The organism is Actinomadura sp. NPDC023710 (assembly GCF_040639875.1).
GTDB classification, from domain to species: domain Bacteria; phylum Actinomycetota; class Actinomycetes; order Streptosporangiales; family Streptosporangiaceae; genus Spirillospora; species Spirillospora citrea.
The window spans coordinates 45,156-63,699 of the sequence record NZ_JBFAGB010000026.1; the positions used below are offsets into that span (position 1 = coordinate 45,156).

11 protein-coding genes are annotated in these 18,544 nt (G+C 73.5%); 7 read left to right on the plus strand and 4 right to left on the minus strand.

All coding sequences use genetic code 11. From position 1 onward, the window contains the following. Positions 1 to 115: 115 nt before the first annotated feature. The 4 genes from rpsA to coaE all read left to right on the plus strand — a co-directional run bounded on the left by rpsA (position 116) and on the right by coaE (position 4,969). Positions 116 to 1,591: a 30S ribosomal protein S1 gene (gene rpsA, locus AB0H37_RS27655; RefSeq protein WP_179833952.1), complete on the plus strand. Its 1,476-nt coding sequence runs from the start codon at positions 116 to 118 to the stop codon at positions 1,589 to 1,591. 216 nt (positions 1,592 to 1,807) lie between these two features. Then, positions 1,808 to 3,760 carry an endonuclease/exonuclease/phosphatase family protein gene (locus tag AB0H37_RS27660; RefSeq protein ID WP_329092980.1) on the plus strand — a complete coding sequence of 651 codons (1,953 nt, stop codon included), beginning with the start codon at positions 1,808 to 1,810 and terminating at the stop codon, positions 3,758 to 3,760. Between the two features lie 92 nt (positions 3,761 to 3,852). Next, positions 3,853 to 4,359 (plus strand): GNAT family N-acetyltransferase, encoded by a 507-nt coding sequence (locus tag AB0H37_RS27665; protein WP_360616228.1) that lies wholly within the window; start codon positions 3,853 to 3,855, stop codon positions 4,357 to 4,359. A gap of 10 nt (positions 4,360 to 4,369) precedes the next feature. Continuing rightward, positions 4,370 to 4,969 (plus strand): dephospho-CoA kinase, encoded by a 600-nt coding sequence (gene coaE / locus AB0H37_RS27670; protein ID WP_360616230.1) that lies wholly within the window; start codon positions 4,370 to 4,372, stop codon positions 4,967 to 4,969. Here coaE and AB0H37_RS27675 read toward each other — a convergent pair. Then, positions 4,966 to 10,815, minus strand: coding sequence for a TIR domain-containing protein (locus tag AB0H37_RS27675; RefSeq protein ID WP_360616232.1), 5,850 nt, complete (start codon positions 10,813 to 10,815; stop codon positions 4,966 to 4,968). The two genes, coaE and AB0H37_RS27675, sit on opposite strands and share 4 nt — an antisense overlap. Before the next feature lie 134 nt (positions 10,816 to 10,949). Between AB0H37_RS27675 and AB0H37_RS27680 the strand changes: the two genes are divergently transcribed. Then, the gene (locus tag AB0H37_RS27680; protein ID WP_360616234.1) at positions 10,950 to 12,176 is read left to right on the plus strand and encodes an SLC13 family permease; all 1,227 of its coding nucleotides are present in this window, start codon (positions 10,950 to 10,952) and stop codon (positions 12,174 to 12,176) included. Positions 12,177 to 12,200: 24 nt separating this feature from the next. Here the strand turns inward: AB0H37_RS27680 and AB0H37_RS27685 are convergent, their stop codons facing one another. Genes AB0H37_RS27685 through AB0H37_RS27695 form a run of 3 tightly spaced genes read right to left on the minus strand, consistent with a single transcriptional unit; the run spans position 12,201 to position 14,883 of the window. After that, positions 12,201 to 13,085, minus strand: coding sequence for an inositol monophosphatase (locus AB0H37_RS27685; RefSeq protein WP_360616235.1), 885 nt, complete (start codon positions 13,083 to 13,085; stop codon positions 12,201 to 12,203). Between the two features lie 30 nt (positions 13,086 to 13,115). Further along, a complete protein-coding gene (locus AB0H37_RS27690; protein ID WP_360616237.1) occupies positions 13,116 to 13,823 on the minus strand; it encodes a hypothetical protein in 708 nt (235 codons plus the stop codon). Between the two features lie 46 nt (positions 13,824 to 13,869). Beyond that, entirely contained in the window at positions 13,870 to 14,883 is a 1,014-nt protein-coding gene (locus AB0H37_RS27695; RefSeq protein WP_329092967.1) for a hypothetical protein, read from the minus strand. Between the two features lie 184 nt (positions 14,884 to 15,067). On the opposite strand from AB0H37_RS27695, the gene AB0H37_RS27700 reads away from it, so the two are divergent. Further along, positions 15,068 to 16,219: a histidine kinase gene (locus tag AB0H37_RS27700; protein ID WP_329092965.1), complete on the plus strand. Its 1,152-nt coding sequence runs from the start codon at positions 15,068 to 15,070 to the stop codon at positions 16,217 to 16,219. A 92-nt stretch (positions 16,220 to 16,311) separates the two neighbouring features. Beyond that, positions 16,312 to 18,429: an excinuclease ABC subunit UvrB gene (gene uvrB / locus AB0H37_RS27705; protein WP_360616240.1), complete on the plus strand. Its 2,118-nt coding sequence runs from the start codon at positions 16,312 to 16,314 to the stop codon at positions 18,427 to 18,429. Positions 18,430 to 18,544 lie beyond the last annotated feature (115 nt).

Here is an 18,544-nt window from a genome sequence, read left to right on the forward strand (position 1 = left end):
CACTGACGCGACGTTTCTTGGTCGCGTTCCCTTCCGGTTCTCGGCAGGGCGGATAACGGCCCTCCGCGCACAAGCCCATCACGACTTCCATGTCCGTACCGGAGCCAGCCGACACATGACGAGCAGCACCGAGGCCACCTCGACCACCCCGCAGGTAGCGGTCAACGACATCGGGTCCGAGGAAGCCTTCCTCGCGGCGATCGATGAGACCATCAAGTACTTCAACGACGGCGACATTGTCGAAGGCACTGTCGTCAAGGTCGATCGTGACGAGGTCCTCCTCGACATCGGCTACAAGACCGAGGGCGTCATTCCCTCGCGCGAGCTGTCCATCAAGCACGACGTGGACCCGAACGAGGTCGTCTCCACCGGAGACCACGTCGAGGCCCTCGTCCTCCAGAAGGAGGACAAGGAGGGCCGGCTGATCCTGTCCAAGAAGCGCGCCCAGTACGAGCGCGCCTGGGGCACGATCGAGAAGATCAAGGACGAGGACGGCATCGTCACCGGCACGGTCATCGAGGTCGTCAAGGGCGGTCTCATCCTCGACATCGGGCTGCGCGGCTTCCTGCCCGCCTCGCTGGTCGAGATGCGCCGGGTCCGCGACCTGCAGCCCTACGTCGGGCGTGAGCTCGAGGCCAAGATCATCGAGCTGGACAAGAACCGCAACAACGTGGTGCTGTCCCGCCGCGCCTGGCTGGAGCAGACGCAGAGCGAGGTCCGCCAGACCTTCCTCAACACCCTGCAGAAGGGCCAGGTCCGCAAGGGCGTCGTGTCCTCGATCGTCAACTTCGGCGCGTTCGTCGACCTCGGCGGCGTCGACGGTCTGGTGCACGTCTCCGAGCTGTCCTGGAAGCACATCGACCACCCGTCCGAGGTGGTCGAGGTCGGCCAGGAGGTCACGGTCGAGGTCCTGGACGTCGACATGGAGCGCGAGCGCGTCTCCCTGTCGCTCAAGGCGACCCAGGAAGACCCGTGGCAGCAGTTCGCCCGCACCCACCAGATCGGGCAGGTCGTCCCGGGCCGCGTCACCAAGCTGGTCCCGTTCGGCGCGTTCGTCCGCGTCGAGGAGGGCATCGAGGGCCTGGTGCACATCTCCGAGCTGGCCGAGCGGCACGTGGAGATCCCCGAGCAGGTCGTCCAGGTCGGCGACGAGATCTTCGTGAAGATCATCGACATCGACCTCGACCGGCGCCGGATCAGCCTGTCGCTCAAGCAGGCCAACGAGGGCGCCGCGGGGATCGAGGAAGAGGACTTCGACCCGACCCTGTACGGCATGCCGGCCGAGTACGACGACCAGGGGAACTACAAGTACCCCGAGGGCTTCGACGCCGACACCGGCGAGTGGCTGGAGGGCTTCGACGAGCAGCGCGAGACCTGGGAGCGGCAGTACGCCGAGGCCCGGACGCGCTTCGACGCCCACCGCAAGCAGATCGAGGAGGCCCGCAAGGCCGAGGCGGAGGCCAGCGCCGAGCCCGCGGCCAGTGCTGAGACCTCCTACTCCGGCGGCGGCGAGAGCGAGTCCGGCGGTGGCGCCCTGGCCACCGACGAGGCGCTCGCCGCGCTGCGGGAGAAGCTCTCCGGCGGGCAGTGACGCCCAGCTGACGCGCCGTCCGCGCGCGGCCGCCACGGCGGCCCGCGCGGCGGCCGGTGAGACCCTGAACACGGCCGGAGAACGATCTTTCGAGATCGGCCTCCGGCCGTGCTGCGGTTGCGCCACCATGACCGTGAAGGCACGCGCCGGTCCGCGGCGCTCCGCAGCATCCGCACGTCCCGAAGGTCCGCTCGTCCCCCGGGAGCAGTCGTTCAATTGGCCAGCACAGACGTAGGCACCAGGACCGGCGGCCCGGCCGCGGCCGGCCCCCCGATCGTCCCGCAGGGCCCCGCCAGACTCGCGCTGATCGCCGTCACCGTCGCGGTGCTCGCACAGACGCTGCGGTTCTCGCTGCCGCAGCTCGACCACTTCGCCGACGAGGCCGGGACCGCGTCCGCCGCAGGCGCGGTGCTCGTGGTCTACCTCGCAGGGTTCGCCGCCCCCCTGATCCGGCGCTTCGCCGGCCCGCGCGGGCTGCTGCTCGCCGGCGTCGGCGGGCTGTTCGCCGTCCGGCTCCTCGCGCAGGCGCTCGACCCGCGCACGTGGCTCGCGTTCGCCGGCACCGCCATCGGCATGATCGCCGTCGCGGCGCTGTACGAAGGCGCCCGCGGCCTGTCGGGGGTCGGGTTCGCCACCGCCACCGTCGCGGGCCTGTCCATCGACGGCGCCGTGCGGATGTGCTTCGCCACCTGGGACCCGGTGTGGCGCGACGGCTTCGGCCCCTGGCTGGCCTGCCTGGCGTTCGTCGGCGTCGGCGCCGCCGCGCTCTACCGCGAGCTAGCGTCCGGCCCCGTCTCCGCGCCCGGCGTGTCCTGGCGGGACGCGCTCGGCGCCGCGGCGTTCGGGCCGTTCCTCGCGCTGCAGATCCTCGTCCTCGCCAGCCCCGCGTTCGTCGCCTCGTCGGGTTGGCAGTCGCTGACCGGCGCGCACGTCGCGATCGTCATCGGGCAGGGCCTCGCGCTGGCGTTCCTCGCCTCCGGCCTCGCCGTGCGGGCCGTGCCGGGCGGCGTGTGCGTGCTCGGCGGGACGCTCCTCGGCGTCGGCGCGGGCGCCGTCGCCGGGACGTACGCGCTCTCCGGCATCGAGGTCGTCCCCGTCGTGATCGTCGGGCAGGTGCTGTCGGCGTGGCTGCTGGCGGTGGCGTGCCGCGCGCCGCTGCGCCGGGCCGGGACCGGCGGGCCGGTCTGGCGGGTGGACGCCGGCGCCGCGCTCGGCGGCCTGCTCGTCGCCGCGATCCTCATCCCGTACCAGGTCAGCGCCGTCTCGCCGCTGCCGGTCCCCAACAACCTGCTGCCCGGGCTCGCCGGCATCCTGCTCGGCGCGCTCGCGGCGATCGCCGCGGCGCGCGGCGGCCCGCTGCCCGCGCGCGTCCCGCTGCGGGCCCTCACCGCGGGCGCCGCCGCGCTGGTGCTGCTGGGCGGCACCCTCGTGTTCACCGTGGCCGCGCCGGACGGCGAGGCCCCGGCCGCGCCCGCCGGGGGCCAGGTGCGGGTGCTCAGCTACAACATCCACGACGCGGTCAACCAGTCCGGGCGCCTCGACCCCGAGGGCGTCGCCCGCGTCATCGAAGGGCAGCGCGCGCAGGTCGTCCTGCTGCAGGAGGCCGGGCGCGGGTCGCTGCTGTCCGGCACCACCGACGTCGCCGTGTGGCTGTCGCGGCGCCTCGGCATGAAGCTGATCTGGGGGCCGGCCGCCGACGGCCAGTTCGGCAACGCGATCCTGACGTCGCTGCCGGTGCGCAGCTCCGGGACGGGCCGGATGCCGAAGGGCGACTGGTCGCAGATCCGCGGCTACGTGTGGGCGCGGCTCGCCGTCGGCCAGACCACGATGGACGTGTGGTCGACGCACCTGGAGGGCGGCGACGACCGGGGCGGCGAGCGGGCCCGGGAGATCGCGGCGCTGCTGCGGGCCTGGGGCGGCGCGCCCCGCACGATCATCGGCGGCGACTTCAACGCGGGTCCGGGCAGCCCGGAGCTGATCGCGATGACCGACGGCACCGACCTGCGCAACACCGCGATCGGCGGCGAGCAGTACCCGACCAGGTCCGACGGCACCAGCACCGACTGGGTCTTCGGATCGGACGGGGTCCTCGTCACCGACTACGACGTGCCCGAGTCCGACGCCTCCGACCACTACCCCGTCGCTGTGACCGTCCGGATCGGGCGGTGAGCGGACGCCGGCGGCGCCCGCCGCTAGGGTCGTGAGATGAGCGAAGCGAACCGGGGGGTGCGGGGATCCGGCCCCCCGCGAGGAGACCGCCCATGAGCGCCGAGACGGTCGCGATCGAGCGGGCGGCCCCCGGGGACGCGGGGGAGATGATGACCGTCCAGCGGGCCGCCTACGTCTCGGAGGCGCAGCTGTACGGCGACCCGTTCATCCCCCCGCTGGTGGAGTCGGCCGAGCAGCTGCGCAAGGTGCTGGCGGGCGACGCCGTGGCGCTGAAGGCGGTCATGGGCGGCCGCCTCGTCGGCGCCGTGCGGGCCCAGTTCAGCGACCGCACGTGCCTGGTCGGGCGGCTCGTCGTCGTCCCCGACCTGCAGCGCTGCGGCATCGGGCGGCGCCTGCTGACGGAGCTGGAGGGCGAGATCGCCGGGCGCGCCGACGCGTGCGTGCTGTTCACCGGCCACCTGAGCGAGGCGAACCTGCGCCTGTACCGGGGGCTCGGCTACTCCGAGACGCACCGGGAGCGCGTCGCCGCGCACCTCACCCTCGTGCACATGCGCAAGGCCCTCGTCCCCGCGGGAACCTCCCGGCCGCCGCGCCGCTAGGGTGTGTCCCGTGCTGAAAGTGGGACTCACCGGCGGGATCGGTTCGGGCAAGAGCGAGGTGGCGAAGCGGCTGCGCGAGCACGGCGCGGTCGTCATCGACGCCGACGGGATCGCCCGCGAGGTGGTCGAGCCGGGCACCCCGGGCCTCGCCGCCGTGGTGGCGGAGTTCGGCGAAGACGTCCTGTTGCCGTCCGGCGCCCTCGACCGGGAGAAGGTCGGCCGCATCGTGTTCGCCGACCCCGACCGGCTCGCCGCCCTGAACGCGATCGTCCACCCGCTGGTGGGGGAGCGGATGCAGGAGCTGATGGACGCCGCCCCCGCGGACGCGGTGGTCGTCTACGACGTCCCCCTCCTGGCGGAGAACGGCCTGGCCGGCATGTACGACGAGGTCGTCGTCGTGGACGCCCCCGAGGAGACGCAGCTGGACCGCCTGGTCGCCCGCCGCGGCATGACCGAGGAGGACGCCCGCGCCCGCATGGCCAACCAGGCGTCCCGCGCCGACCGCCGCGCCGTCGCCACCCGCGTCATCGACAACTCCGGCACCCTCGCCGACCTGAAGGCCCAGGTCGACGCCCTCTGGGACTTCCTGACCCACCGCACCGCGTCCTAGAACGGGGCGTCGAGGGGGAGCCGGTGGACCTCGGGGAGGTAGGCGTCGAGCTCGCCCGGTTCGAAGCGGCACATGCCCACGGCGTACCAGAACTCGGCGGTGGCGTCGCCCTCCCACTTGTAGCGGCCGTCGGGGGCCAGGGCGGCCCAGCCCTCGGCCAGGCCGAGGAGGGTGGCGCGGCGCGCGGGGGCGGCGCGGTCGGTGACGTCCCACAGGATGATGGCGCCGTCGTCGCCCGCGGTGGCGAGCAGGGAGCCGTCCGGGCTGAACGCCGCGGACCAGACGCGGCGGGTGTGGCCGGTGAGGGCGTGCAGCAGCCGCCCGTTGGACGGGTTCCAGAGGCGCACGACCATGTCGTCGCCCGCGCTGGCGAGCATCGCCCCGGACGGGTGGAACGCGGTGGTCCACAGGCGCCCGGTGTGCTCGGTGAGGGTGTGCAGAAGATCGCCCGTGGACGGGTCCCAGAGGCGGACGGTCCCGTCGTTGCTGGCGCTGGCGAGCGTCTCCCCGGACGGTGAGAACGACACCTGGTACACGCGGTCGCCGTGTCCGCGCAGCGCGGCGGCGAGCTCGCCCGTGCGGGGGCTCCAGAGCCGGACGACGCCGTCGTCGCAGCCGGTCGCGACCAGGGCGCCGCCGGGCTGGAAGTCGATGGAGCGGACGCGGCCGCGGTGGTCGGCCAGGTTGACGGTCTCGCGGCCGGTCGTCCAGTACCAGAGCCGGACGGAGTCGTCGTCGTTGGCGGTGGCGAGGACGTCCCCGGACGGCGCGAACGCCTGCGCCCAGACGTGGTCGGTCTCGACGTTCAGTTCGCGTTCGAACGTGCCCGTCCCGGCCTGCCACAGGTGGACGCCGCCGTCGTTGGTCGCGGTGGCGAGCTGGGAGTCGCGGGTGTTGAACGCGGCGGAGGTGAGGTTGTCGGCCACGCCGCGCAGCTCGCGGATCATCCGGCCGGAGCGCGGGTCCCAGAGCCGGACGAGGCCGTCGTTGCCGCTCGCGGCCAGCATGCCGCCGTCGGGGCTGAACGCCACGCCGGTGACGCGGCGGCCGTGGCCGCGCAGCACGACGCGGCACTGCCCGGTCTCGGCGTCCCACATCCGGGCCGTGCCGTCGTTGCTGCTGGTGGCGAGCTGGGCGCCGTCCGGGCGGAACGCGAACGGCCACACGGCGCCGCGGTGCCCGGCCAGTTCGAGGCGCTGGCGGCCGGTGCGCGGGTCCCACAGGCGGACGGACCCGGCGCTGTCGGCGGTGGCGAGCCGTCCGCCGTCCGGGCTGAAGGTGGCCTGGTAGATGCCGCCGCCGTGGCCGGTGAGGACGCTGCGCTGCCGGCCCTCCTCCCAGATGCGGACGGTCCCGTCGGTGTCGCCGGTGACGAGGAGGTCCCCGTCCGGGTGGAACGCGATGGCGTAGACGCGGCCGGTGTGGCCGAGGAGCTCCTGGCGGATCTCGCCGGTGCGGATGTCCCAGAGCCGGACGACGCCCGCCTCGTCCCCGGCGGCGAGCAGGGAGCCGTCCGGGTGGAACACGGCGCGGAACACCGCGCCGTGGTGGCCGGCCAGCTCGCGGCGCAGCGCGCCGGTGGCGAGGTCCCAGACGCGCAGGGTGCCGCCCGCGTCGCCGGTGACCATGAGCGACCCGGCGGGGTCGAACACGGCGGTGTAGACGGGGGCGGTGTGCCCGGGCAGCTCGTGCAGGAGCAGGCCGGACAGGGTGTCCCACACGCGGACGGTGCCGTCGGCGGCGCCCGCGGCGACGAGGTCGTTGCCCGCGGGGGAGCGTCCCCCGACCACCAGGGGCCACACGCCGGCGGGGTGGACGGCGAAGGTGTGCGTGGTGTGGCCGGTGGCGAGGTCCCACAGCCGGACGGAACCGTCGGCGGACCCGCTCGCCAGTAGGCTTCCGGCGCGGTCGAAGGCGACCGCGTAGGCGCGGTCGGTGTGGCCCTGGAGGCTGCGCAGCGGCGTGCCCGTGACGGCGTCGCAGATGAGGACGCCGCCGTCCTCGCTGCCGACGGCCAGGACGGAGCCCCCGGGGCTGTAGGCGAGCGGCTGGGGGAGGCGGCTGGTCTGGAAGTGGAAGCCGTAGGGGACGCCCACCGCGGCGGGTGCGACCTGGATGTCGATGGGGCGGCCCGGCGCGATGGCCGCCTCGCGCAGTTCGGGGGCGGCCGCGACGCGGTCCGGGAGCACGGCGTCCACGAGGGCGGCGCGGGTCCAGCGGCTGCCCTCCACGGCGACGTCGCGCAGGTCGGCGCGGGCCAGACGGGCCCGGGACAGGTCGGCGCCGCGCAGGTCGGCGCCGGTCAGGGTGGCCTCGTCCAGGCGCGCCCCGGCGAGCGAGGCGTCCCGCAGGACGGCGCGGGAGAGGTTCGCGCCCACGAGCTGCGCGTCGCTGAGGTCGGCGCCGGTGAGGTCGACCTCCTGGAGGTCGCGGTAGGACAGGTCCTCGCCCTGCAGGCGGGCGCCGCGCAGGTCGGTGTGCGCGGGGGTGCGCAGCCGCGTCGTGATGCGGATCGCGTTGGCGCGGGCGATGTCGTCGGCCTCGGGGTCGGCGAGCACCCGGGCCGTCCACTCCTGGCAGGCGCGCGTGTCGGCGAGGTCGCAGAGGAAGTCGACGGCGAGCTGGGTCAGGGCACGGCGGCCGAGGGCGGCCGGTGCCTCGCCCTTGGCGAACTCGTCCGCGATGTGCCGGGCGACGAGCCACTCCATGACGGACGTGTGGATGAAGCCGAACAGCCCCTCGGGCGTGCGCACGAGCAGGCTCCCGGCGCCGACGGCGTGGGTCACCTGGTGCGGCGACATCCGCCCACCGGCGAGCCCGGTGAGGGCGTCGGCGACGTCGGCCAGCTCCGCGAGCCGCAGGAACTGCTCGTTGCCCTCCCACAGCCGCAGCGCGAGCGTGCCCACGGCCTGCCACATGTCGTCGGCCTCCAGGCCGGACGGGCCGCCCGCGCCGCCGACCCGCTCGGCCTCGTAGGCGAGCCAGGACGACAGGATCTCCTGGTAGAGGTCGGCGGGGCTGACGGCGCGGCGCGCCTGCGCGACCGCGCGCAGCCGCTCCTCGGAGAGGTCGGCGATGAACGACAGCATCCGCGGGTTGGACGTCAGCGCCAGCAGCTCCTCGATCCCCGCCAGCAGGCTCAACCGGTCCTCGGCCGCGCCCTCGTCGCCGTACCGGTTCACCAGGTACGAGCGGACCTGCGGGGGCGTGAACTCCTCCAGGGCGAGGACGCGGCGGTGCGGCAGCACGCCGACCTTCTCGCCGAGGGCGGTCAGCACCTGCGCCTGCGACTTGAAGTGCTGCGTCCGGCTCGCCACCACGATCTTCGCCTTGTCCTGGGCGGCCTGGAGCAGGGTGTCGAGGTGGTCGGCGGCCCGGTCGTAGGTCATGCGCGTCACCAGCTCGTCGAACCCGTCGAAGAGCAGGACGATGCGGCCCTGGCGGAGCATGTAGTGGAACGCCTTGAGGTCGATGAGCTCCTCACCGTGGTTGGCCAGGTGCGCGGCGACCAGGCCGTCCACCGAGTGCGCCTTGTCGAGCGCCCGCAGCTCGATGAGGATCGGGACGACGTGCGGCAGCTCCTCCGGGATGCGGCGGGCCAGCTCCCGCAGGGCGAAGGTCTTGCCGCGGCCGAAGTCGCCGAGCAGCAGCAGGAACCGCCCGTGGTCGGCGGCCAGCAGCCGCAGCATCTCGCCGACCACGTCGTCGTGGACGTCCGCGCCCGACCGGCGCTCCCCGTCGGGGAGGAACCGGTCGAGCTCCCGGTAGCGCTGCGGGACGTACAGGGACGGCGGGTAGACCCCGCCGGCGGACAGCCGCCCCGACTGGGCCGCCACGTACTCCGACAGGTCGAGGAGCCCCTGGAACTCGGTGAGGCTGCGCACCCGGATGCCGCGGCGCAGCGCGTCGTCGCGCACGGACCGCGCCGGGGCCGGCCCCAGGTACACCAGTTCCGAGCCGTGGTCGGTGCCGTCGGCGTGCACGTGCCGGACGAACGCGTCCACGTCCGCCTCGGTCACCCGCCCCACGTGGGCGCCGATGCGGTACTGGCGGACGAAGCCGTCCTCCAGGTGGGTGAGCAGCAGGTGCGGCGGGTCGGAGCGGCCGTCCTCGCGCGCGGGCGGGACGACGCGCCGGATGGTGGCGCGCTCGAACCGCGTCTCGCACGCCTCCGTCAGGCGGTCGAGCAGGCGCCCCGTGGGATCGGGGACGGGGTCGGCGGTGCCGTCGCCGCCGGGGCCGAGTTCCGGGGCGGGAGGGGCCGGAGGGGTCTGCGCGAGCGGCGGTGGGAACGTTCCGCCCACGGCGGTCCAGGACCGTTCGAGGCGTTCCGGGCCGCGCCTCGCGGCGTCCTCGGGGATCCAGCGCTCCAGCCCGTCCCCGCGCACGACGACGAGCTGGTGCCGGCCGGGGCCCAGCGCCGGGACGGACGGGACGTCGCCCGCCAGCAGCGGGACGGCGCCGTACTCCGACTCCGTCCCCTGGAAGAACAGGTTGACGTGGGCGGCGAGCAGCGTCTCCACCGTCTCGGGGTCGCGCAGCGCGCCGGGCTCGCCCGCGATGGGCGTGTGCTCGATCGCGCCGAGGCGCAGCCAGCCCTCGTCCTCGAAGTGCCGCAGCCGCTGGTTGAACCAGGCGGCCTGCGCCTGGCCGACGCGCCCGTGGCGGTCCTCCTCGCGGTGGGTCTGCGGCAGCGTCGAGTTGAGCCCGGCCACCACGACCTTCAGGTCGGGGACGGGGAACAGCGTCCACGGCTGGGCGCTGTCGAAGATGAGCGCGTCGATGCCCTGGTAGAACTCCTTGAACAGGCCCGCGTAGTGGCGCCATTTCGGCCAGTACGGCGGCTGTGGCTCGATGTCGTCGGCCTCGCAGCTGGAGAAGTACGCCTGGCAGGCCGCGCGGGTGACGTCGTGGGTGCCGGGCACCACCACGACGCGCTGCGCCTCCAGGCCCAGCAGCGCGCGCAGGCTCGTCAGGAACGACAGCGCCTCGGCGAACTCCTTGCGGCTGCCCGAGTGGGTGATGTTGCCGGTGACGACGAGCAGGTCGGGCCGCGGCACGCCGGAGTCGGCCAGCCGTGTCACATCGCTCCAGATCCGGTCCTGCAGCTCGGTGGCGGTCGTCGGCTCGCCGGGCTCGGCCAGCGTCCGGCCGAACCGGGGGCCGGAGACGTGCAGGACGGTCAGGTGCTCGCGCGGCTCCTGCCCGGCGTCCGCCGCCGGGAACGCCGGCGCGGCGACGGGCGCCCGCCGGGCGGGCCGCTCTCCCGTCGGCTCGGGCCGCCGGCCCCCGCCCTCGGGCCCGTCAGTCTCCTCCAGGCGGCCCATCAGCGGTTCCCGGCCACCGGGATGCGGCCCGGGGCGGTTCTGCCCCGCTCCGGGGAAGCCAGGGCCGCTGAGGGGACGCGCGTGGCCGGCGAGGGCCTCCTGGATGCGCCGCATCAGCAGCCGGCGCGCCTCGTCCGGGTCGTCCACCCCCACCAGGTCCACGTAGGTGATCGTGGAGAGCAGGCCGTCGATCGGGCAGTCCTCGATGCGGACCGTGACCAGCTTGCGCGCCGGGTCGTCCGGGTCGGCCCGCAGCGCCGCCATCCACTCCAGCCGCCCGTACCGCGAGCGCAGGTAGTTGCGCGACAGCACCGCCACCACGACCTTGGCCTCCGACAGGCCCCGGTCCATGTAGTCGATGAAGTTGGTCCCGGGCACGAAGTCCCACGCCTGCATCATCGTGCGGTGCCCGGCGGCCTCCAGTTGCCAGGCGATCCAGGACGCCCACCGTTCGTCGGCCGGCGAGTAGCTGATGAAGAAGTCGGTCGGGCGCTCCTGGGGGTGGCCGGGGGGTGTCATGGCGCCAGTATCGCGCGGAGCACGGCCCGAACGCAGCGCCCCGGCCGCCTGCGGCGGCACGAGGCGCAGCCCCTGGCGGCACGGCGGCGCAGCCCGTGGAAGCGCGGCGGGGCGCCTATGGAATCATGACGCGCGTGCCGCCCCCTCCGACCGAGGCCCTGCGCCGTGCCGCCGGCTCCTTGGGCGTTCTCGACTGGATCCGCATCGCCGTTCTGGTGCTCGGCCTGGTGTTCGTCGCCACCGGCCTGCTGCCCGCCGACACGGCCCGCTCCAGCGTCGGGCGGATCGCACCCCTGCTGCTCTTCCTGTTCAGCGTCATCGTCCTGGCGGAGCTGACCAAGGAGGCGGGGGTCTTCGACGCGATCGCGCAGCGGATGGCCAAGGCCGGCCGCGGCAACTACGTCGCGCTGTTCCTGCTGTGCGTGGCGTTCGCGTCGCTCACCACGGTCTTCCTCAACTTGGACACGACCGCAGTGCTGCTGACTCCGGTCATGCTGGCTCTGGCGGCGCGCGCGCGGATCGCGACCCTCCCGCTGGCCATGACGACGGTGTGGCTGGCCAACACCGCGAGCCTGCTGCTGCCGGTGTCCAACCTGACCAACCTGCTCGCCGCCGACCGCGTGGCGCTGGAGACCCGCGCGTTCGCTGCGCGCATGTGGGCGCCGCAACTGGCGGTCCTGGCCGTGACCATGGTGCTGCTGTGGGTCTTCTACTGGCGGCGTCGGATGCGCGGCGAGGAGACCTACGACCCGCCCGCCCCGGTGCCCGTCAAGGACCGGGTGCTGTTCTCCGCCACGGGCGCCGCCTGCCTGCTGTTCATCGGGGCGATCCTCGCGGGTGTGCACACCGGGATCCAGCTGGGCCTCGCCGCGACCGCCGCCGCCGTCGTGGCCGTGGTCGCCTTCGCCGTGCGCGACCGGTCGGTGCTGCGCCCCGCGCTCATCCCCTGGCAGCTCATGGTGTTCGTCACCGGGCTGTTCCTCGTCGTCCCCACTCTGGAACGATTCGGGCTGGACGACGCCATGCGCGCCCTGATCGGCGACGACGGCGGTACGGCCGGGGCGGTGCGGGCCGCGTTCTCGGGGGCGGGGCTGTCGAACGTCCTCAACAACCTCCCCGCCTACGTCGCCGGGGAATCGGCCGTGCCCGCCTCGAACAAGGACCAGTTGCTCTCCCTGCTCGTCGGGACGAACGTGGGGCCCGTCATCACGCCCTGGGGGTCGCTGGCGACGCTGCTGTGGTTCGAGTGGTGCCGGCGCTGGGACGTGCGCGTGCCGATGCGCACGTTCGTCCTGGCGGGGACGGTCCTGGCCGTGACGGGCTCGGCCGCCGCCGTCGGGGCCCTCCTGCTGACCGGCTGAGCCCCCTCCCCGCCGGGGACGGGCTCACCGGGCGACGGGGGCGCACCCGTCCCTCGGATCGATCTTCGCCGTGGTCTCCAGGAGCCGGTCGAGCAGTTCGGGACGCGCCGCGACGAAGCCCAGCTCGGACGGCGGGCGGTCGATGCCCAGCTCGTACGGGGCGCCGTCCAGGCGGCGCAGCTGCGCGCCCGCCTCGGCGGCCACCAGCATCCCGGCGGGCAGGTCCACGATCTCGGGCAGGTAGCCGACGATGCCGTCGATGTCGCCGCGCGCCAGCATCGTCCACGCCACCAGCGGCGCCCACAGTTGCAGCATGCGCGCGCACCGCAGCTCCAGGGCCGAGCGCATGGCGAACGCCACCGGATCGCCCGCACCGACCTGGTGGCCCTGCGTCCAGGCCAGGAGCGGGTTCCTCTCCCGTCCCGGCCGGGGGCGGTCGGCCAGCGTCAGGGGCCTCCCGTCCGGGCCCAGAGTGCCCCGCCCGCGCACCGCCGACCACGTCCGGCCGCTCACCGGGTCGTGCACGACGCCCAGGACCGGCTCGGCGCGCGCGCACAACGCCAGCCCGACCGCGTACACCGGCATGCCGATCGCCACGTTGTTGGTGCCGTCCAGCGGGTCGACGAGCCAGACCATGTCCTCGCCGGGCGCGCCGTCGAGGATCCCGGACTCCTCGGCGATGATCCGGTGCCCCGGGTACGCGGCCCGCAGCCGCCCGACGATCAGGTCCTCGGCGGCGGTGTCCAGCTCCGTCACCACGTCCCCGCCCGCGCCCTTCGGCCGCACCCCGAGGGGGCCGTCCACGCGGGCGCTGAGCAGCGCGCCCGCCGCCTCCGCAGCCTCCACCGCCACGCGGCGGGCCTCGGAAAGATCGACCGGAAGGGCCGCTGACGGGGTCGTGGGTCTCATCGGGCCTCTCCAGTGGGATCCGGCGTCCGGCTACCGGCGGGGTGAGCAGTGGGCGGCGGCGATCCTGCGGGCCGAGCGCCGCAGGGCCCGCAGAGTGTCGGCGTGGTCGGAACGCGAGCGGCGCACCTTGTGGCTGGCGACGTCCAGAGGGCCGAGCGACAGGTCGCCCCCGCCCGGCGTCCGCCGGCCCAGGGCGACCGTGGCGGCGTCCCGGCCGTCCTCGATCAGCGTGCTGTGGAAGACACCGGCGGGCAGGGTGTACGACTCCCCGGTCCGGTGCGTGCTGGACCCGGCGGGGGAGCAGTGGACGGCGCGCCCCGTCGCCCTCAGCTCGTCCAGGTCGCCCTGGCTCACGACCTCGAAGACCTGCTGCGTCCCGGTGCCGGAAGCCTCGCTGACGTCCATCCGCACGTTCCGGACCGTCCCGTACAGGACGAAGCTGAGAAGTTCCCAGCTGTGGCAGTGGACCGGCGACGTGGTGGACGGCGCCGGGCGCACCTCCGGCGTCCAGATGTGCAGGCACACCCCGAGGTCACCGCTGCGCTCCAGGGGAAGGCACAGGAAGCCCAGCGGGTGCCGCACCGCGGGAACGGAGGGGCGGCCCGCCGCGGCGTCCTCCAGGACGCCGCCGAGGATCCGCCCCGCCCACGCCGGCAGTGTCCGCGCCGCGGTACCGGCGTGGATCTCCTCGCGGATCTCCTCGTACCTCACTCCGGCGGCCTCACTGTTCGCCGACACCTTCGCTCCCCGGCCCGTCTCCCGCGCACGCCCCGTCACGTACGGGTCACTCGTAGGGGTCCTTGGCCCGGAGGGCCTTTCGTATGATCTCGATGACGTCGCGGTCGGTACAGCCCTGCGCGAGGTCGATTCCGATGACCTCGAAGAGCTTGCGCGCTTCCTCCACGGTCGGCTCGTCGTCCAGGGGTGCCAGCCTGGCCTGCTCGACCGGGACCCGCCGCGCCTGGTCGAGGCTGGTCTGCAGCTCCGCGCTCACCCAGCTGTAGTAGAACTTGGCGCTGTCGACGACCAGGGCCTCGCCGCGCGGGTCGTCGCGGGTGACCACCACACGCGAGGAGGCGAGGTCGTAGCGCAGCGTCGTCATCGTCTGCGCGAGGCCGATGTCGATGTCGAGCATCGCGAACCGCTGCTTGTGCCAGCACGCCGCCAGGATCGTGGCGTACGCCTCCTTGCGGGTGCGATCCAGCGTCCAGGGCTCGCCCGTGGCGTCCGGGCCCTCCGACACCGAGCGGCGGTGACGCGCGTACGCCTCGCACACCTCCACGTTCGTGGGGTCGAGGATCTCCAGGCGGAACAGCAGCGTCCGCCGCTCCCGGCGCGCGGCCGCCACGCACTCGGGCAGCGTGCGCGCGCGGATGTAGGTGCCCGTCCCGCCCTTGAAGAACCACCGGTCGGTGTCGCGGCGGGCCTCCGCCAGGACCTGCGCCACCTGCGCCCCGCTGATCACCCGCACGACCGTGGTCTCGTCCAGCGCGCGCTTGGTGTCGGCCAGGACGCCTTCGAACTCCTCGATGTGGGTCAGCTTGGCGTCGAGTTCACTGAGCGTGGCCGACGAGGCGCGCAGCGTGTCGCGGACCTCGGCCTCGACCGGGATGCGCCGTCCGCGGTCGCGCAGCACCGACGTCGCCAGCAGGCCGATCACCGCGAGGATCCCGCTGTTGGTGATTTCGGTCTCGTTCGGCAGGTTCACCCCGAGGCCGAGCACTGCCACGACGACCGCCAGAACCAGCGCGATCACAGCGTCGGCGTTCTTCCCGAACCAGTCGGCGAATCGGGCCATGGTGCGGTTTCCCCGTCCTAGTCGGCGCCGGGGCGCTCGGGGGCGCTGAGGGTCGGCCCCCTCGAACGGCACGACCGGCGCGGTCATCGTAACCACAGCGCCCATTCGCGGGAAAAGCCCTGCAGGTAGGGGGTTCGCTCACGTGTGCGACAGGCGCCCTTCCGGTCGCTATAGGCTCATCGCCATGCGAGTACGGGGATGGTGGTCGGGGGCATGGCCCACCCGGCGTTCCCGTGCCTTCGACATCGCGATCGCCCTGTCCTTCGCGGTGGGCGACGGCGTGTTCCTGTGGTTCGCGGACCAGAAGTTCTGGCTGCCGCCCCCCGTCGTGTCCGCCTGCAGCGTCGTGCTCGGCCTGGCCCTGATCGTGCGGCGCTCCCACCCGGTGGGGCTGACCGTGTTCGCGGTGGTGTTCGGCACCGTCACGGGCGCCGGAGCGTTCAGCACCCTCATCGTCCTGTACTCGCTCGCCGCCTACACGGCGTCCCGCCGCACGGTGGTGATCATCGCGGTCACCGGCTACGTCGCCAGCCTGGTCTTCCCGGCCCCGACCGCGGCGACGGAGTCCTTCCTCGCGCAGTCGATCTTCGGGATCGCGTTCGTCGGGGTCCCCGTCCTGCTGGGCCTCTACATGGGCGCGCGCAAGCAGCTCCTGGCCTCGCTCCAGGAACGCGCGGCGAGACTCGAACGCGAGCAGCATCTGCTCGCGGAGCGCGCGCGGGGGGAGGAACGCACCCGCATCGCGCGGGAGATGCACGACGTCGTCGCCAACCGCGTCAGCGTGATGGTCGTCCACGCCGGCGCGCTGAAGGCGATCGCCGTCCGCGACCCGGCGCGGGCCGCCGAGACCGCCTCGGTCATCGGCGACATGGGGCGGCAGGCGCTGGAGGAGCTCCGCCATGTCGTCGGGGTGCTCCGGCAGGGGGAGGAGGCCCTCCCGCAGCAGGTGGTGACGCTGGCCCACCTCCGCGAGCTGGTCGGCCAGTCCGGTGCCGCGGGCCTGCGCGTCGACCTGACGATCCGCGGCGAGGAGCGCCCCATGCCCGCCGCCGTCGGTCGGACGGTCTACCGGCTCGTGCAGGAGGCCCTCACCAACGTCCACAAGCACGCCGGCGCCGCCGACACCCGCGTGGACCTCGGCCTCCTCCCGGAGGCGGTCGAAGTGGAGATCGCCAACGAACCGCCCACCGCCGCGCCCGAGCACCGGCTGCCCTCCGGCGGGAACGGCCTGGTCGGGCTGCGCGAGCGCGTCACCGCCCTCGGCGGCAGCTTCGACGCGGGCCCCCGGGGCGGGGGCTACGCCGTCCGGGCCCGGCTCCCGCTGCCCGCCTCCTGAGCCCCCGGCCGCCGCCCGCACGGCCGCGGAATGTCGGAGCCCCTGCATACAGTTGGGGGAGCAGGGAGAACGCCGGATCCAGGGGAGTGTCGATGCGCCCAGTCACGGACCTGCGGCGCCGCGTGGCGCCGTTCGAGGTCGTCACCGAGATGACGCCGTCGGGCGACCAGCCGCAGGCGATCGCCGAGCTCGCCGCCCGTGTCTCGGCCGGCGAGAAGGACGCCGTGCTGCTCGGCGCGACCGGCACCGGCAAGACCGCCACGATCGCGTGGCTGGTGGAGAAGCTGCAGCGGCCCGTCCTCGTCATGCAGCCGAACAAGACCCTCGCCGCCCAGTTCGCCAACGAGCTGCGCGAGATGCTGCCGAACAACGCCGTCGAGTACTTCGTGTCGTACTACGACTACTACCAGCCCGAGGCGTACATCCCGCAGACCGACACCTACATCGAGAAGGACTCCTCGATCAACGACGAGGTCGACCGGCTGCGGCACTCGGCGACCAACTCGCTGCTCACCCGCCGCGACACCGTCGTCGTCGCGTCCGTGTCCTGCATCTACGGCCTCGGCACCCCGCAGGAGTACGTCGACCGGATGGTCCGGCTGCACGTCGGCCAGGAGATCGACCGCGACGATCTGCTCCGGCAGCTCGTCGGCATGCAGTACACCCGCAACGACCTCGCCTTCACCCGCGGCACCTTCCGCGTCCGCGGCGACACCGTCGAGATCATCCCGCAGTACGAGGAGCTCGCCGTCCGGATCGAGATGTTCGGCGACGAGATCGAGAAGCTCGCCACCCTGCACCCGCTCACCGGCGAGCTGATCACCGAGGACGAGGAGCTGTACGTCTTCCCCGCCTCCCACTACGTCGCCGGCCCCGAGCGCATGGAGCGGGCCATCGGCCAGATCGAGGCCGAGCTGGAGGAGACCCTCGCCGTGATGGACCGGCAGGGCAAGATGCTGGAGGCGCAGCGCCTGCGCATGCGCACCACCTACGACATCGAGATGATGCGGCAGGTCGGCACCTGCTCCGGCATCGAGAACTACTCCCGGCACATCGACGGCCGCGGCCCCGGCACCGCCCCCAACACCCTCCTGGACTACTTCCCCGAGGACTTCCTCCTCGTCGTCGACGAGTCCCACCAGACGGTCCCGCAGATCGGCGCCATGTACGAGGGCGACGCGTCCCGCAAGCGGATGCTGGTCGAGCACGGGTTCCGGCTGCCGTCCGCCATGGACAACCGCCCGCTGAAATGGGAGGAGTTCCTCGAACGGATCGGCCAGACCGTCTACCTGTCGGCGACGCCCGGCCCCTACGAGATGAACCGCGTCAAGGGCGACGTCGTCGAGCAGGTCATCCGCCCCACCGGCCTGATCGACCCGGAGATCGTCGTCAAGCCGACCAAGGGCCAGATCGACGACCTCATCCACGAGATCCGCGAGCGCACCGAGCGCGACGAGCGCGTCCTCGTCACCACCCTCACCAAGAAGATGTCCGAGGACCTCACCGACTACCTCCTCGAACTCGGCATCCAGGTCCGCTACCTGCACAGCGAGGTCGACACCCTGCGCCGCATCGAGCTGCTGCGCGAGCTGCGCGCCGGCGATTTCGACGTCCTCGTCGGCATCAACCTGCTCCGCGAGGGCCTCGACCTGCCCGAGGTCTCCCTCGTGGCGATCCTGGACGCCGACAAGGAGGGCTTCCTGCGCTCCGAGACGTCCCTCATCCAGACGATCGGCCGCGCGGCCCGCAACGTGTCGGGCCAGGTCCACATGTACGCCGACACCGTCACCCCGTCCATGGAGCGGGCGATCGACGAGACCAGCCGGCGCCGCGCCAAGCAGCGCGCCTACAACGAGGAGCGCGGCATCGAACCGCGGGCGCTGCGCAAGCGCATCGCCGACATCCTCGACTCCCTCGCCCGCGAGGACGCCGACACCGAGACCCTGATCGGCGGCGGGGGCCGCCAGCAGAGCCGCGGCAAGGCGCCCGTCCCCGGCCTCGCCTCCCGCACCCGGGAGGTCGGGCGGCACGCCGCCGACCTGGTCGGCGAGCGCCCCCGCGAGGAACTGGAGGGCCTCATCGAGCAGATGACCGACCAGATGCACCAGGCCGCCACCGACCTGCAGTTCGAACTCGCCGCCCGCCTCCGCGACGAGATCAAGGAACTCAAGCGCGAACTCCGCGACATGAAGGAGGCCGGCGTCAGGTAACCCCGCCCCAGGCGGCGACGCCCTCTCCCGAACGACCCCCAGACACGGTGCGGCCGGCGCGGTGTGGGAGACCCGAGGTGCCTGCGTGCACGGGTGCGGCCGCGCTTCCTGGACG